10 protein-coding genes are annotated in these 16,777 nt (G+C 62.4%); 9 read left to right on the top strand and 1 reads right to left on the bottom strand.

The features are described 5' to 3' along the window. Positions 1–29 precede the first annotated feature (29 nt). Complete coding sequence (locus tag MUN81_RS16125; RefSeq protein ID WP_245112162.1) at positions 30–2,801, bottom strand: hypothetical protein; 2,772 nt, start codon at positions 2,799–2,801, stop codon at positions 30–32. A 622-nt stretch (positions 2,802–3,423) separates the two neighbouring features. Here MUN81_RS16125 and MUN81_RS16130 point away from each other — a divergent pair. From MUN81_RS16130 to MUN81_RS16170, 9 genes are all read left to right on the top strand, one after another. Beyond that, positions 3,424–5,055: a polysaccharide lyase gene (locus tag MUN81_RS16130; RefSeq protein WP_245112164.1), complete on the top strand. Its 1,632-nt coding sequence runs from the start codon at positions 3,424–3,426 to the stop codon at positions 5,053–5,055. Positions 5,056–5,207: 152 nt separating this feature from the next. Further along, on the top strand, positions 5,208–8,363 hold the full coding sequence (locus MUN81_RS16135; RefSeq protein WP_245112166.1) for a DUF6298 domain-containing protein: 3,156 nt from the start codon (positions 5,208–5,210) through the stop codon (positions 8,361–8,363). Positions 8,364–8,491: 128 nt separating this feature from the next. Further along, entirely contained in the window at positions 8,492–9,913 is a 1,422-nt protein-coding gene (locus MUN81_RS16140) for a sialate O-acetylesterase (RefSeq protein WP_245112168.1), read from the top strand. Positions 9,914–10,019: 106 nt separating this feature from the next. After that, the gene (locus MUN81_RS16145; RefSeq protein WP_245112170.1) at positions 10,020–10,922 is read left to right on the top strand and encodes a sugar phosphate isomerase/epimerase family protein; all 903 of its coding nucleotides are present in this window, start codon (positions 10,020–10,022) and stop codon (positions 10,920–10,922) included. 90 nt (positions 10,923–11,012) lie between these two features. Further along, a complete protein-coding gene (locus tag MUN81_RS16150; RefSeq protein ID WP_245112172.1) occupies positions 11,013–12,257 on the top strand; it encodes a ribulose-bisphosphate carboxylase large subunit family protein in 1,245 nt (414 codons plus the stop codon). Further along, a complete protein-coding gene (locus MUN81_RS16155) occupies positions 12,254–13,594 on the top strand; it encodes a four-carbon acid sugar kinase family protein (RefSeq protein ID WP_245112173.1) in 1,341 nt (446 codons plus the stop codon). Before MUN81_RS16150 ends, MUN81_RS16155 begins: the two co-directional genes overlap by 4 nt. A gap of 139 nt (positions 13,595–13,733) precedes the next feature. After that, positions 13,734–14,390, top strand: a complete 657-nt coding sequence (locus MUN81_RS16160; RefSeq protein ID WP_245112182.1) for an aspartate/glutamate racemase family protein — start codon at positions 13,734–13,736, stop codon at positions 14,388–14,390. Between the two features lie 39 nt (positions 14,391–14,429). Next, positions 14,430–15,755 carry a bile acid:sodium symporter family protein gene (locus tag MUN81_RS16165; RefSeq protein WP_245112184.1) on the top strand — a complete coding sequence of 442 codons (1,326 nt, stop codon included), beginning with the start codon at positions 14,430–14,432 and terminating at the stop codon, positions 15,753–15,755. Between the two features lie 294 nt (positions 15,756–16,049). Beyond that, on the top strand, positions 16,050–16,739 hold the full coding sequence (locus tag MUN81_RS16170) for a DUF3826 domain-containing protein (RefSeq protein WP_245112186.1): 690 nt from the start codon (positions 16,050–16,052) through the stop codon (positions 16,737–16,739). The last annotated feature ends 38 nt before the right edge of the window (positions 16,740–16,777 follow it).

A 16,777-nucleotide genomic window follows, 5' to 3' on the forward strand; every position in this document is an offset into this window, starting at 1 on the left:
ACGGGGCGCCTCGCCCCGCCAAAACGACCTTACTCAAATAACCAATCAATCTCGCGGCCCGGCGCCACCGCGCTGCCCAGCCCAGCATTGTAAGTCGGCACCGGCTGCGTGGCATCCACAAACCCCAGAACGAGGCAGGCTCCGCGGGCCAGGTTCAGCGTGTGCGTGCCGGCTTTGAAGGAGTATGCGTGCACGTTCACGGGCGGCAGGCCGGGAATGGTCAGCGCGTTCAAAATCTTGCTTTCGGCCTGGCCATAGTCGTTGGCGCTGGCGTCGATTTCCAGAGTGGGCACGGGCAGATAGCGCGGGCTTTTCTGGTTGAAGAAGCCGACCAGGACCTGCACGGGCTTTTTGGTGGAAAACCTGATTTCCGTGCCCTGCGCCACCTGCTGCGCCTTGTTGAAACGGATTCCTTTGAGCCCCGCCAGCTCCGGCGCGAAGGCCGTGAGCTGCGCGGTGGTATCGGCAAAAATTGGTTGGCCGGCGGTTACGGTGTAGGTGCCCGCACCTTTGGTTAGCAGCGTTACGGGAGCGTTGCGCAAGGCCACCAGCCTGGTGGCCGGCGCGGCCTTAGTCGTTTTTAGCGAGTCGATGTTGTGCTGAAAATCGGCCAGCTCCTTTTGGTACACCGGCAGCATTTCCGCCCAGGTTTTGTAGGTGCCGTCCACGCCGCGCATCGGGATTTTGCGCTGGGCGGTTTGCATGCTGTTGGCGTAGAGGTAGCTGTTTTGGGTCAGCTTCGTGAGGGTTTGCCAGTGCTGCACGCTGCGTTGCAGCATGGGCACGGACAGCGCCAGGTCGGCCACGTTTTTGGTGTACTTGTAGCGCAGCACCTGCACGGCGGCGCGGGCTTTTTCGGCATAAAAACCGGCCAGCGCATCGTAGCAATACATGTCGTTTTTTAGCCGGCCGAATTCCTCCTTGTTGTGCCTAATGCCGGGCGCGGCCCGCTCGATGGCCGCCACGGCCGCTTTGCCGTGCGCCAGCACTTCATCGGCCACCTGCGGCGGTGTTTCGCCCACGTGCTTCTCCCCTTTCGCCTCCTTCTCGGCGTACTCAATAATCATCTCGCCTTCCGGCGATTCCGACTCATAAAGCATCGTAAACAAGCCGTAGCGCTTGGGGTCGATGAGCTGGTTCATGAGCATGCCCAGCGTGAGGGTCTGGCGGTTGCCGTCGGTGATGCCGTAACGGCGCAGCAGCTTGGGCGCGATTTCGCCCGACTCCTCGTAGGCAGTCAGAATCTGCTGGCCGGCGGTCGGGTCGCAGCCGAATTTTGCGGCCAGCTGCTGGCTCCAGTGGGTGATTTCGGCGGGGCGTGCGCGGTTGGCGCGCCAGGCGTAGCGGGCCCACTCGGCATACCACAGCCAGTCGCGGTCCAGCTCCAATTGGCGGCCGGACACGTTGTCGGCGGCGTAGGGCCAGTCCCAGTATGAGGCCTGCGGGTAGAGGTGCAAGCCATTGGCGCCGTAGGTGTTGTGCATGGCCAGCACACACTTCTGAATAAAATCGGCCGAGCCGTAGCGGAACGGCTCCAGGTTCGACATCAGGTGCACGTTCTCAATCTGCACCGTGCCGATGGCGCTCAGCTTGCGGTGCAGCTCGGCCCAGGTACCGCGCGGCGTGTAGGTAGTGAGGGCCTCGCCATTGTACTTGGCCATCGTGTAGAGGTTATGGTAGATGGGCAGCGCGGCGGCCATCACGCGGGGTGCGTCGGTGTCGTGGGCGCGCAGCACGATGGGCGGCTGCTCGGTTTTGCCCAGCGCCTTGAGGCCGTCCTGCACACCGGGGATGATGGTTTGCGTGAACCAGTCCACATCGTCTTGCCCGGCGCTTTCCATGGCCTCGCCCAGCGTAATGAGCAGGCCCACGTTGGGGTATTTCTCCACAAAAGCGGCGATGGACTTGCGCGTGTAATCGGCAATAAGCGGCACGATGGGCCGGGCGCGGTCCTGGGTTTTGATGTTGTAATGCTCGGCGAAAGGCTTGGAGACGATGATGTTGTAAAACATCTGAATCACCCAGATGCCGCGCTTGTCAGCTTCGGCCGTGAGAAAGCGGTACAGCTCCTCGTTCTTCTTAAACGTGGCGTCGTCCACTTCCACCGCAAACGGGTAGTCTTTCAGCCGCACCAGCGAGGCGAAGGGGTGGCCATTCCAGAGGTAAAGGGAGTTGTAGCGGTTGGCCGCCATCATGTCCAGATACTTAATCCAGAGCGCCTTATCGTAGAGCCACGGGAAGGTTTCGGGCGTGTAGGGGTACTCGTACACGGTGCGACCGGGCAGGTAGTAGGGCTTCTGCACGCCGATGCAGGTGCCGCGCAGCACCATTTCGGGCTGGTCGCGCAGGTGCAGGTTGTCGCTGAGTTTGCCGTTGGTTTTCACCTGCTCGGCCAGCTCCAGGCAGCCGTAGAGGGCGCCGTTGTTGTCGGTGCCGGCGATGAGGACGGCGTCGTTTTTAGTGGAATTGATGGTGAATCCTTCCTTGCCGGGGGCTGCTTCCTTGGTTGCTGGCGCGGCGGCCGTGGCTTGCTGCATCAGCGGGTCGGTGGCGCGGGCTACCACAATCAGGCCCTTGGCGTTCGGGAGTTTATCGGCCCGCTGAATCTGTACCTGGTAGCCCGCGGTTCGGAGGGCCGTGGCCAGTTGGTCGGCGCCGTATTGCAGGCGGGCATGGGCCGTTTTGGGCAGGAGAATGGTGCGCGTTTGCGCAGCCGCGGGGTAGCGCCGGGGTGTAGAGACGCAATATTTTGCGTCTCGGCATGCGCGCCGTTCCGGACTTGTTCTGGTATTGTCGTTCAAGGAGGAGACGCGAAGTGTCGCGTCTCTACGCCGTTCTGACGACTTCGCGGCAGCAGCTACCTGGACCAGCCCCAGCAGTAGGCCAATTAATAGGAACGCGCAGCAAACAAGTCGATTGCAGCGGTTGCGGCCCGCTGGCAATTTGTGGAAAGAGGAAGCGGAATGGACAAATGGCATCAGGTCAAAATTATTGGCCCGATGCCCCGTTTCTGTATACCATGTTGGCTGGCTGTTATAGCATGTTGCCATCGCAAAAACGACATTTACACAATCGATAAATCTGCGATGCAAGCGGCTTTCGCCACCGCAGAAACCGTGCTTGGTGAGGCGTCACGAACAGCTGCATCATGGGTTGACACCAGTAAATCAACGGCTACTTCAACGGCATTTTTGCTGGCTAAAACCCTCTTTCTGCCGTTTTGAACTGAACAATAACAGGGTATCGTTGGCGTAAACCTAGCCAAGCAGGAGCCTGTGGGTGAGTGTCTACTCAGCAAAAACGCGTTGCGATTTGCTTCAGCCAAACGAATGCTAACATCCTACACAGGGTCGAGAAAATGGTATAGGTGCCGGGGTGTTTTCTCCTGTTATTTCGCTTACTCCAAACTCCCCCACCCCGCTTATGAACAAACCAGTTGCTTCCCTCTGCGCCCTCGGCCTCTTTTTTTCGACGCAATACGCGGCGTACGCCCAGTATCCGAAGATTCCGCAGGACGTGCAGAAGGCCAGCGAGGCCATGATGAAGGACGCCTACCGGCAGTCCGAAATTGCCTGGAACAAGGCCTACCCCATCGTGCAGAAGGAGCAGCGTGAAGGCAAGCCCTACATTCCGTGGGCGGCCCGGCCCATCGATTTGCCGCAGGCCAGCATCCCGGCGTTTCCGGGGGCGGAGGGCGGCGGGGCCTACACGTTTGGCGGGCGTGGCGGGCGCGTGATTGTGGTGACCAGCCTGGCCGACAGCGGACCCGGCAGCCTGCGCGAAGCCTGCGAGCAGGGCGGCGCCCGCATTGTGGTGTTCAACGTGGCCGGCATCATCCGCCTCAAAACGCCGCTCATGATTCGGGCGCCATACATCACCATTGAGGGCCAGAGCGCGCCCGGCGACGGCATTTGCGTGGCCGGCGAATCGGTGTGGCTGAACACGCACGACGTGCTGATTCGCTTCATGCGCTTCCGCCGCGGCGAGACGAACGTGGGCCGGCGCGACGACTCCATCGGCGGCAACCCGATTGGCAACATCATGATTGACCACGTATCGGCGAGCTGGGGGCTCGATGAGAACATGTCGATGTACCGCCACATGTACAACGACAGCACCGGCATCCCGGAGCAGAAGCTGGGCACGGTGAACATCACCATCCAGAACTCTATTTTCTCGGAGGCGCTCGATACCTGGAACCACGCCTTCGGCAGCACGCTGGGCGGCGAGAACTGCACCTTCATGCGCAACCTGTGGGCCGACAACGCCGGCCGCAACCCGTCCATTGGCTGGAACGGCGTGTTCAACTTCGCCAACAACGTGATGTTTAACTGGGTGCACCGCTCCACCGACGGCGGCGACTACCGCGCCCTCTACAACATCATCAACAACTACTACAAGCCCGGCCCCCAGACGCCGAAGGACACCAACATCGGCCACCGCATTCTGAAGCCCGAATCGGGCCGCAGCAAGCTCAAATATCAGGTGTACGGCCGTGCCTACGTGGCCGGCAACATTGTGGAAGGCTTCCCCGAGGTGACCAAGGACAACTGGAACGGCGGCGTGCAGGTGGAAGAGCAGCCCAACGCCGGCAAGTACCAGGCCGACATGAAGGTGGACAAGCCCCTGCCGATGCCGGAAATCACCATCATTCCGGCCGAGAAGGCTTATAGCTATGTGCTCGACAACGCCGGCGCCACCCTGCCCAAGCGCGACCCCGTGGACGCCCGCGTGATTCAGCAGGTGCGCACCGGCAAAATCGACTACCTCAAGAACGTGAAGCTGCCCACCACGCAGTTTGAGCACCGTCGCCTGCCCATTGATTCCTACAAAAACGGCATCATCACCGACCCCGTGCAGGTGGGCGGCTACCCCACCTACGCCGGCAAGCCCTACACCGATTCGGACAAGGACGGCATGCCCGACGACTACGAAAAGAAGAACGGCTTCGACCCCAAAAATGCCGCCGATGCAGCGGCAATTGCCAAAAACGGCTACGCCAACATTGAGAACTACCTCAATAGCCTGGTGGCGCTGAGTACGGTGAAGCCATAGCTGATGGCGCGGGGCTGCGCCCTGTGCCGGCTATTAGCTGGCCTCTGGCCAGCAGTCGTTGGACGGTGAATATTATTGCCATCGTTCTGCGATGCGGGCCAGAGGCCCGCGAATAGTAGGCACGGGGCGGAGCCCCGCGCCACCGGTTTGCCTTGAAAACCCTCTTAGCTGTGCCTCACCCCACTCGCCTTCTTTCTCTCGTACTATTTGCCAGCCTGGCTGGCCCGGCCGCCGCGCAGAAAGCACCCAAGCCAGCCCCGCCGCCCGGCCCCATCGAGTACAAGGATGGCAAGCTGAGCTACGCGCCGGATTCGCTGGGTAATCGGGTGCCGGACTTCTCGTATGCTGGCTACCGGGCGGGCGAAGCAGCTATTCCCACCGCGACCATTAAGGTGACGGTGCCGGTGAAGGCGGGCGATGCCACAGCACGCATTCAGTCGGCGCTGGACTATGTGGCCGGTTTGCCGCTGGGCAAGGACGGGTTGCGTGGCGCGGTGTTGCTGGAAAAGGGCACGTATGAAGTGGCCGGGCGGCTGTTCGTGCGGGCGTCGGGCGTAGTACTGCGCGGCAGCGGCATGGGCGAGGGCGGCACCACGGTTGTGGGCACGGGCGTGAGCCGCGACCACCTGCTAACCATCGGCGGGCGCAATGACCGCCGGTTTGAAACCGCCGTTGCCATCACCGACAAATACGTACCGGTGAATGCCCGCACGTTAAAAACAGCTAATCCCAGTGCCTTCAAAGTGGGCGACCGGGTGCAGGTGCGGCGGCCTAGCACGGCCGCCTGGGTGCACAAGCTAGGCATGGAAACTTTCGGCGGCGGCCTCTCCTCGCTGGGTTGGAAACCCGGCCAGCGCGACCTCGCCTGGGACCGGCAAGTGGTGGCCGTGGATGCCAACGACATCACCCTAGATGCCCCCATCACCACGGCCCTCGACCGTACCTACGGCGGTGGCACCGTGGCCCGCTACACTTGGCCGGGCCTGATTTCGCAGGTCGGGGCAGAAAGTCTGCGGCTGGAATCAACCTTCGATACCGCCAACCCGAAAGACGAAAACCACCGCTGGGTAGCCATTAACATTGAAAATGCGCAGGATGCCTGGGTTCGGCAGGTAAGCTTCCGGCACTTCGCCGGCTCGGCCGTGCTGGCCCAGGCCACCACGCGCCGCCTGACGGTAGAGGACTGCATTTCGACTGAGCCAGTATCGGAAATCGGCAATGAGCGGCGTAACACCTTCTATACCCTGGGCTCGCAAACGCTGTTTCAGCGGCTGTACGCCGAGAATGGCTACCACGATTTTGCCTTGGGCTTCTGCGCACCTGGTCCCAATGCCTTCGTGCAGTGTGACGCGGAGCAGGCCCTGAGCTTCAGCGGCGGCGTGGATAGCTGGGCCTCGGGCGTGCTGTTTGACATTATTAAGGAATACGGCCAGGCTCTGCGCTTCGGCAACCGTGAGCAGGACGGGCAGGGCGCTGGCTGGGCCGTGGCCAACAGCGTGTTCTGGCAGTGTACCGCCGCCCGCGTGGATTGCTACCAGCCGCCCACGGCCCAGAACTGGGCCTTTGGCACCTGGGCGCAGTTTGCCGGCAATGGCTTCTGGGACCAATCAAACGAAAACATCAACCCGCGCAGCCTCTACTACGCGCAGTTGCAAGAGCGGCTGGGCGACGCGGTGAAGGCCCGTGCCGTCCTGCTGCCCGTGCCCACCGAGGCCAGCAGCAGCCCCAAAGTAGCCGTGGCCCAGGAGCTCACGCGCCTCTCGGTGAACCCCGCTCCTACCGTACTGGAGCTGGTGCAAGCCGCGTCCACTCGCCAGCCTATTGCCACCCAAAACCTGGCCCCCAGCATCGACAAGCTGAAGGTGAAAGCGGCCCCGGCGCCCACCTACGCGGCCCCGCTGCACGTGGCGCAGGGCGTGCTCGTGCGCGGCAACGCCCTAGTGCTGGGCCGCCGCCAGGAGGTGCCGTGGTGGAATGGCAGCGCCCGCCCCTACGGCCTGCTCAACCCCAAGCCGCACATCACGCGCTTCGTGCCGGGCCAGATTGGCCGCGGGCTGACCGATGATTTGGCGGAAATGACCGACTCAATGCGGGCCCAGAACGTGGTGGCCCTGCACCACAACTACGGCCTGTGGTACGAGCGCCGGCGCGACGACCACGAACGCATCCGCCGCATGGACGGCGAGGTGTGGGCGCCTTTCTACGAGCTGCCCTTTGCCCGCAGCGGCAAAGACCTGGCCTGGGACGGCCTCAGCCGCTACGACCTCACCAAGTACAATACCTGGTACTGGAGCCGCCTGCGCCAGTTTGCCGACCTGGCCGACCAGAAGGGGCTCGTGCTGCTCAATCAGCACTATTTTCAACATAACATCATCGAGGCCGGCGCGCACTACGCCGACTTCCCCTGGCGCCCGGTAAACAACGTGAACAACACGGGTTTCCCGGAGCCGCCGCCCTACGCCGGCGACAAGCGCATCTTCATGGCCGAGCAGTTTTACGACGTGACTGACGCCACGCGCCGGCCGCTGCACCGCGCCTACATCCGCCAGTGCCTCAACAATTTCAAGGGCAAAACCGGCGTCATTCACCTCATCGGGGCCGAATTCACCGGGCCGCTGGCCTTCGTGCAGTTCTGGCTCGACACCATCAAGGAGTGGGAAACCGAAACCGGCCAGCACCCCACCATCGCCCTGAGCACCACCAAAGACGTGCAGGACGCCATTCTGGCTGACCCGGCCCGGGCCTCGGTGGTCGACGTCATCGACATTAACTACTGGCACTACCAGTTCAACGGCCAGGCCTATGCCCCGGCCGGCGGCCAGAACCTGGCCCCGCGCCAGCACGCCCGCCTCACGCCGCCCAAGCGCAGCTCGTTCGAGCAGGTGTACCGGGCCGTGCGCGAGTACCGCCAGCAATTCCCCGACAAAGCGGTGCTCTACTCGGCCGATGGCTACGATGCCTTCGGCTGGGCGGTGCTGCTGGCGGGCGGCTCGATGGCCAGCCTGCCCCGCGTGGCCGATGCGCGTTTCGCCTCGGCCATCTCGGGCATGAAACCGGTGGAATTGCCCGGCAAACCCGCCGACCAATGGGCCATGAGCGACGGCAAAAACGGCCTGTTGCTGTACCGAGAGGGCCAGTCGCCGGTGCAGGTGGATTTGTCGGGGATGAGCGGGACGTTCGCCGTGCGCCATTTGAACCCCAAAACCGGGCAGCTGATGGGCGCGGTGGAATCGGTGAAGGGCGGCAAGCCGGTGACGTTGAGTGGCACGGCGACGGGCGCGGAAGTTATCTGGCTGATGAAGAAATGAGTATGACAACAGAACAGTGTAGAGACGCAATATTTTGCGTCTCGTCGTTGAACGACGATGTTCGAACGATGACGCCCGAGCAATTCGGACGGCGCGGTTCCGGTCGTTCAACGACGAGAGGCAAAATATTGCGTCTCTACATCGTGCTGGCACTATTTGCCGCATTACCTGCCCACGCCACCATCACCCTCCCGCGCATCCTCGGGCACGACATGGTACTGCAGCGCGAAAAGCCGGTGCCCATCTGGGGGACGGCCGCGCCGGGCGAAGTCGTGACGGTGCAGTTTGCCGGCCAACACCCCAGCGCCAAGGCCGATGCGGCAGGCAAGTGGCAGGTGCTGCTCAAACCACTCAAGGCCTCAGCCACGCCGGCCGAACTGGTCGTCAGCGGCAGCAATACCATTCGGCTGCGCGACATACTGGTGGGCGAAGTCTGGGTGTGCTCCGGCCAGTCGAACATGGAATACACCATGCGCAAAAACAGCAAGGTGACGCGCCCCAACGTGCCCGGCCCTAACCCGGTGGACGAGCTGAATGTGGCCCACAACCCCGCCATCCGCATTTTTCTGGTCAACCGCAAGACGCTGCCCAGGCCCGACACCCTGCACCATGATTGGGCAATAGCACAGGATTCAGCCCTCCGCTCGTTCTCGGCGGCGGCTTATTTCTTCGCCAAAGAGCTGAACAAGCGTCTCAACGTGCCGGTGGGCATGGTGGCCACTTCGGTGCCCGGCAGCCGCATCGAGCCCTGGATTTCGGAAGCAGCTTTTGCCAAAGACCCGGCCTTTGCGGGCAAGAAAGTGGACGGCGACCCCGGCAAATTCTGGGAAACCATGGTGAAGCCGCTGGCGCCGCTGGCGGCCCGCGGTTTCCTCTGGTACCAGGGCGAGAGTAATTGTTTTCTGGCGGAAACCACGACATACAGCCAGAAAATGCGCACGCTCATCAGCAGCTGGCGCGCGGCCTGGGGCGACTCTGCAATGCCGTTCTATTACGTGTCACTGGCTCCGTTTAAGTACTCCGACACCCACGACAAAGTGGTGCTGACGCGCGAAACCTTGCCGCTGTTCCGCGAGGCGCAGGCTGCCGTACTGCAAGTGCCGCACACGGGCATGATAGAAACCACTGACCTGGCCAATACCGAGGGCGGCATTCATCCCGGCTTTAAGTGGGAAATAGGGCGGCGGCTGGCCTTGCTGGCGCTGGCCAATAGCTACAAAATGTCCGGCGTAGTGGCCGAGGGGCCGATTTTCCGCAGTCTGAAAGTAAAGGGAAACGTGGCGGCAGTTTCGTTTGCCACCGCCGCACCCCTTATTAGCAAAGACGGCAAGGCATTGACAGATTTCACCATTGCCGGACCAGATGGTGTGTTCGTGCCCGCGCAGGCGCGCATCGAAGGCCGACAAGTGCTGGTGTCGGCCCCGGAAGTGAAACAGCCCACGGCCGTACGCTTTGGCTGGGATGAAGTAGCCCAGCCCAACCTGTTTTCCGAAGCCGGGCTGCCGGCTCGCCCCTTCCGAACGGATTATTCGGGCAATTCCACCCCATAATTTCTGAACGGTGTAGGGGCTCGCCCCCGCCCGGACGCCTACATCACTGCAACGATTTCCTTCAACGACGGGCGGGGGCGAGCCCCGCCCCTACCGCTAACTCGCCATGAGCCACTCCATTTCCCGTCGTGACTTTCTCTCTGCCGGCGCGCTACTCACCGGCGGACTGCTCCTACCCAGCTGGGCCAATGCCCTCGCGCCCGCCAAAAAGAAGCTGACCTACAAAGTGGCCGTGGTGGACCTCATGATTCTGAAGCGGCAAAAGCTAGGTGCGCTGCAACTCACCAAAGACATCGGAGCCGACGGCGTAGAGGTGGACATGGGTGGCCTGGGCCAGCGCGAAACCTTCGACAACCAGCTTGCCAAACCCGAAATCCGCCAGCAGTTCATCGACAAGGCCAAGGAATTGAACCTGGAAATCTGCTCGCTGGCCATGACGGGCTTCTACGCGCAATCCTTCGCCACGCGCCCTACCTACCAACGCATGATTCAGGACTGCCTCGACACGATGAAGGCGCTGAACGTGAAGGTGGCTTTCCTGCCCCTCGGCACGCAGGGCGACCTGCGCAAGAACCCGGAGTTGCGTCCCGCCATCGTGGAGCGGCTGAAGGTGGTGGGCGAAATGGCCAGGAAAGCCGGCGTCATCGTCGGCATCGAAACCGCGCTGGATGCGAAAGGCGAAGTGGAATTGCTGAAAGAAATCGGCTCGAAAAACATCCAGATTTACTTCAACTTCTCGAACCCGCTCAAAGAAGGCCGCGACCTGTACGCGGAGCTGAAAACGCTGGGCCGCAAGCGCATCTGCCAGATGCACGCCACCGACGAGGACGGCGTGTGGCTGCAAAACAACACGCGTCTCGACATGAACAAGGTGAAGCAAACCCTGGCCGACATGGGCTGGGAGGGCTGGCTGGTGATTGAACGCTCGCGCGATGCCACCGACCCGCGCAACGTGAAGAAGAACTTCGGCGCGAATGCCGCCTATCTGAAGTCGGTTTTTCAGAGCTGATGTAGCGTGGACTCTGCGAGTCCGCACCCGCAAGAACGATATCCGCACGCCCCTGCGCGGACTCGAAGAGTCCACGCCACATCCCACCCTATGGAACGCATCACCGCCACCTACTACATCGAAACCCCCTTTGACCCTGCCACCGCGGCGGCCGTGCTGGCAGGCGAGCAATCGTCCGGCACGTTCGTGGCCGTGCCCGGCGAAACGGCGGAGCTCAAGCAGCGCTTTGCCGCCCGCGTGGAGTCGATAGAGGAGCTAGAGACGGTGCGCGAGCCAGCCATTCCCGGCGCCACGAGCAGCAGCGGACTGTATCATCGGGCGCGGGTGCGGGTGTCGTGGTCGGTGGAGAATTTTGGCTATAACCTGCCGCTGCTGGTGTCCACGCTGCAAGGCAATCTGTACGAAATCCGGCAGTTTACGGGGTTGAAGCTGATGGACATTGACGTACCGGCTTCGTATGCGCAGCACTTTGCCGGGCCGGCTTTTGGCGTGGCGGGCTGCCGCGAGCTGACCGGAGTGCAAGGCCGGCCGCTCATTGGCACCATCATCAAGCCCAGCATCGGCCTCACGCCCGAGCAAACCGCTGGCTTGGTGCAGACGCTGGCCGAAGCGGGCATTGACTTCGTGAAAGACGACGAGCTGCAAATGGCCGCTGCCAACTCGCCCTTCGAGGCCCGCGTCGATGCCGTGATGGCCGTCATCAACCGCCACGCCGACCGCACCGGCAAGAAGGTGATGTACGCCTTCAACATAAGCGGAGAAATCGATGAGATGCTGCGCCGCTATGAATACGTGGTGCGCGCCGGTGGCACCTGCGCCATGGTCAGCATCAATAGCGTGGGGCTGGCGGGCACCCGCAAAATCTGCGACCAGCGGGCGCTGGCCATTCACGGGCACCGCAACGGCTGGGGCATGCTCACGCGGCATCCTTTATTAGGAATCGATTTCCGCGCCTACCAGAAGCTGTGGCGGCTGGCGGGCGTCGACCAGCTGCACGTCAACGGCATCCAGAACAAGTTCTGGGAGTCGGACGACAGCGTGGTGGCGTCCATTGATGCCTGCCAGACGCCGCTGCTGGGCGGCTACTCGGTGCTGCCGGTGGTGTCGTCGGGCCAGTGGGGCGGGCAAGCGTTTGAAACCTACCGCCGCACCCGCACCACCGATTTGCTCTACATGGCCGGCGGCGGCATCCTGGCCCACCCCATGGGCCCGGCGGCCGGCGTGCAGGCCCTGCAACAAGCCTGGCAAGGCGCCGTGGATGGCCGCAGCTTGACTGAAACGGCTGCGCAGCACCCGGCATTCGCGGCGGCCGTACAAAAGTTCGGGGGTAAATGAGCAGGCCAATCCTCCTCGCCTACTACGGCGACGACTTCACCGGCAGCACCGACGCGCTCGAATTCCTGAGCCGGGCCGGGGCGCGCACGGCGTTGTTTATCGAGCCCCCCACGGCCGCCCAGCTCGCCGCTTATCCCGACCTAGATGCCATTGGCGTGGCCGGCCTCACCCGCGCCATGCCGCCCGATGCAATGCAGGCGGTACTGGAGCCGGCTTTTGAAAAGCTACGGGCATTGCAGCCACGGCACGTGCATTATAAGGTGTGCTCCACATTTGACTCGTCGCCCACTATCGGCAGCATTGGGCGGGCCCTTGAAACCGGACGCGCGGTATTTCCCAACGTCTTTGTGCCGCTGCTCGTGGCCGCGCCGCCGCTGGGCCGCTACTGCGCCTTCGGCAACCTGTTTGCCCAATTGGGCATCGGCAGCGACGGCGGCATCTTCCGCCTCGACCGCCACCCGTCGATGAGCCGCCACCCCACCACGCCCGCCGACGAAAGCGACCTGCGCCTACACCTCGCCCGCCAAACCAGTCTCCAAATCGGCTTGCTCGACATTCTGCAAATCACTCGGCCGCTGGCCGAAATGCAGACTGCGTTAGCTACTCAGGTGCAGGCCGGAGCCGAAGTCATCCTCTTCGACGCGATTTACGAAGAGCAGCTACTGGGCATCGGTGCGGCTATTGACAGCTGTGCTACCGAAACCGGGCCGCTTTTTTCGGTGGGTTCATCCGGCGTCGAAATGGCGCTGGGGCAACTGTGGGCTCAAAACGACACGTTGCAACCCGTAGTAGAATGGCCCAGTCCCGGCCGGGCCGCGCCGCTGCTGGTCGTGTCGGGCAGCTGCTCGCCCGTCACGGCCGGGCAAGTGGCCCGGGCCACAGCCAACGGATTCGCTGAAGTGATGCTGGATGCCGAAGCACTAGCGGCAGCCAGCATCACTACTGAGGCATTGGCTCCTTGCTGGCAACGCGCCATTGCGTGGCTGAGTGAAGGCCGTAGCGTCATCGTTCACACCAACGGCGGCACTGCTCCCACCCAAAGCATACCGGCCGAAACACTGGGCACCGCGCTGGGCCTCATCGCCCGCGAAGCCGTGCGCCAAACCGGTGTGCGGCGCGTGGTGGTGGCCGGCGGCGACACCTCCAGCTACGCCGCCCGCGCCATGGGCATCGAGGCAGTAGAAATGATAGCGCCCTTCTACCCCGGCGCGCCGCTGTGCCGTGCTTCCGCGCCGGGCTCGCCCCTGCACGGCATCGAGGTCAATTTCAAAGGCGGCCAGGTGGGTGCACCCGAGTATTTCGGCGTGCTGCGCGAAGGCCGGATGCCGGACGCCTAACACCAGGAGGCGGTCATGCTGAGCGCAGCCGAAGCATCTCGCTCGCTTCGTTGCCATTGACCACTGATTACTGCTGCACGCGAGATGCTTCGGCTGCGCTCAGCATGACGTTCTGATTTTATTCCAACAATCACTCCTCATGAAAACCCTCGCTCTCGTTCACACCTCCGCCACGCTGGTGCCCGTGTTCCAGCAGTTGTGCGCCGAATACCTGCCCGGTGTGCAAACCTTCAACATCGTTGACGACAGCCTGGTGCGCACCATCAACCGCGAGGGGTCGCTCACGCCCGCCGTGGCCCGGCGCGTGGTGGGCTACGTGAACTCGGCCGAGGCCGGCGGGGCCGACTACGTGCTGGTCACCTGCTCGTCCATCGGCGCGGCGGTGGAGCAGGCGGCGGGCCTAGCCGGTGTGCCCGTGCTGCGCGTCGACCAGCCCATGGCCGACCAAGCCGTGCGCACCGGCCGGCGCATCGGCGTCATCGCCACGCTGCCCACCACCCTGGGCCCCACCGCCGACCTGGTGCAGCGCCGCGCGGCCCGGGCTGGCCAGGAAATCGAACTAACCTGTGTGCTCTGCGAAGGGGCCTTTGAGGCCCTGATGAGCGGCGACGGCGCCCGCCACGACGCCATCGTATCGGCAGCAATGAAGGAATTGGTGACGAAAGTGGATGTCATCGTGCTGGCCCAGGCCAGCATGGCGCGGGTGGTGGATGCGCTGGATGCGGCCGACCGCAGCGTGCCCATTCTGGCCAGCCCCGGCATTGCTATCCAGCACCTGGCTACGGAATTAGCCTAAATCCACCCCTGCATTCCTCACCATTGCTACTTGCCCGTTATGAATCGACTTTTTCAGCTTTGTCTGGTGGTGGCCGGTCTGGCGGGCGTGGCCGTGGTGGTGGGCATTAGCCGGCACAATGCCGCACTTTGGCAGCCAGCGGCGGTGCTGGCTGCGGTAGGCTTGGCCCTGGGCCTGAAAGCCGTGCCGGCGCTGCGCAGCTACCAATACACGGCTTGGATTATTGTGGCCGTGGTGGCGGGCATGGTGTACCCCGGCACGTTCAAACAATGGGGCGGCGTAGACCTGCGCAACAAGTGGCTGATTCTGGTGGTGGTGCAGCTCGTCATGTTCGGCATGGGCATTCAGATGAGCATCCGGGACTTCTCCGGCTTGGCCAGCACCGGCAAAGGTGTGCTCATTGGCCTGCTGTGCCATTTTTCGGTGATGCCGCTCATGGGCCTGCTGCTCACCAAGGTTTTTCACTTCGAGCCCGAAATCGCGGCCGGCATCATCCTCATCGGCTCCTGCTCCAGCGGGCTGGCCTCTAACGTAATGGTGTATCTGGCGCGGGCCAGCATGGTGCTGTCGGTCGTCATCACGGCCATGGCCACGCTGGCGGCTCCATTTCTCACGCCGCTATTGCTGAAGCTGCTGGCGGGCACGCTGATTGAGGTGAAGTTTGTGAGCATGATGATGGAAATCATCAAAATCGTGCTGGTGCCCATCATGGCCGCACTGCTGCACGACTATTTGAAAACGGCCTCGGCCCAGGGCCGGCGCGTGGTTGGCCTGCTGGCCGGTGCCGGCGTGCTGTGGCTGGCGGCCCTGCCGCTGGGCTTGTGGGCTCTTTTGGAGCATAGCTTCTCCAGCCCCGAGGCGCTGCAGGTGCTGGAGATTTTCAGCTTTCTCCTGGCGGCTGTGGTGGTGGGCGTGCTCTATCATCAAGTGGCGAAAAAGCTGCCTACTATCGATGAAGTCATGCCGTACTTATCTATGTTCGGCATCATCTATTTCACGGCCGTGACCACGGCGGCGGGGCACGACAACCTGCTGCGCGTAGGCCTATTGCTGTTTCTGGCTTCGGTGCTGCACAATGCGGCGGGCTACTTCTTCGGCTACTGGCTGAGCCGGCTGTTTGGGCTCGACGTGAATTCGGCCCGCACGGTGGCTTTTGAAGTGGGCCTGCAGAATGGCGGCATGGCCTCGGGGCTGGCCGGCAGCATGGGCAAGCTGGGCACCGTCGGCCTACCGGCGGCGGTGTTCAGCCCGTGGATGAACATTTCGGGCTCCATCCTGGCCAACTACTGGCGCAAGCGGCCCGCCCCCCAACCCGATGCCGCGCCTCAACCCCTATATAGCAGCATGGCTTTACAGGACAAATGACCGCCGACTACGTCGGGAACGACGCAGTTGTTGCGTAGTTCCGGGAACGATTGCGTGAGTTTTTTGGCCGATTTAAAGCTCGTTTTGGGCATTTCAGTGAGTAATTAATTACCTTAGGGAAGAAGCAAAAAATGGCTCTACGCTGCAGAAAAGGCATTTATGACCAGCATTACCGTCGATGTTAATGAGAACTTCATACTCATGATAATATCGTACAATAAGTTAGTTAAAACGGACATATTCTCCTTTCGCAACGTGGATAACTTGCTGCTCTTCTGAAGCTATCCACCAATCATGAATAACGTAGTGAGAAGCCTGTTTCTGGCAGGCTTGTTTTCCACCGCTTCCCTGCTTCCCGCTTCGGCGCAGGCGCCCGCGCCCACCGAAACCAAAGAGGCCGCCTATACGCGCACCATCACGGAGCGCGCGGCCAAGATTGTGGGCAAGATTGACGGGTTGAAAGCGAAGGACTCGGTGCAGGTGCGCGATGTGATTGCCGACCAGTACCGCGCCCTCAACGACATCTACGAGCAGCAAAAAACCCGCAAGGCCGCCCTCAAGGCCCAGCCGGCCACCGAGACCACCAAAGCCGAGCTGGCCAAAGTGGAAGCCGAAACCACGGCCGCTATTGACAAGCTGCACCCGCAGTTCCTCAAGAAGCTGGGCCGCCGCCTCACGCCGGCCCAGATTGACCAGGTGAAGGACGGCATGACCTACGGCGTGCTGCCCATCACGATGACGGCCTACAACGACATGCTGCCCAGCCTCACGGCCGAGCAAAAAGCCCAGATGCTGGCCTGGCTCACCGAAGCCCGCGAGCACGCCATGGACGGCGGCACCTCGGAGCAGAAGCACGCCTGGTTTGGCAAGTACAAAGGCCGCATCAACAACTACCTCTCGGCTGCCGGCATCGACATGAACCAGGCCGGCAAGGACTGGCAGGCCCGCATCGCGGCCCGCAAGGCCGCCGCCGGCGCTCAATAAGTTTTCTCACCTTTTTCTCAGTTTAACCCACCAAACTG

Source organism: Hymenobacter sp. 5317J-9 (assembly GCF_022921075.1).
Taxonomy (GTDB): Bacteria; Bacteroidota; Bacteroidia; order Cytophagales; family Hymenobacteraceae; genus Hymenobacter.

What these genes read in the sequence shown, in the direction of transcription:
- MUN81_RS16165 (WP_245112184.1), top strand. Translation starts at nt 14,430, where the DNA reads ATGAATCGACTTTTTCAGCTTTGTCTGGTGGTGGCCGGTCTGGCGGGC.
- MUN81_RS16160 (WP_245112182.1), top strand. Translation starts at nt 13,734, where the DNA reads ATGAAAACCCTCGCTCTCGTTCACACCTCCGCCACGCTGGTGCCCGTG.
- MUN81_RS16145 (WP_245112170.1), top strand. Translation starts at nt 10,020, where the DNA reads ATGAGCCACTCCATTTCCCGTCGTGACTTTCTCTCTGCCGGCGCGCTA.
- MUN81_RS16130 (WP_245112164.1), top strand. Translation starts at nt 3,424, where the DNA reads ATGAACAAACCAGTTGCTTCCCTCTGCGCCCTCGGCCTCTTTTTTTCG.
- MUN81_RS16170 (WP_245112186.1), top strand. Translation starts at nt 16,050, where the DNA reads ATGAATAACGTAGTGAGAAGCCTGTTTCTGGCAGGCTTGTTTTCCACC.
- MUN81_RS16155 (WP_245112173.1), top strand. Translation starts at nt 12,254, where the DNA reads ATGAGCAGGCCAATCCTCCTCGCCTACTACGGCGACGACTTCACCGGC.
- MUN81_RS16150 (WP_245112172.1), top strand. Translation starts at nt 11,013, where the DNA reads ATGGAACGCATCACCGCCACCTACTACATCGAAACCCCCTTTGACCCT.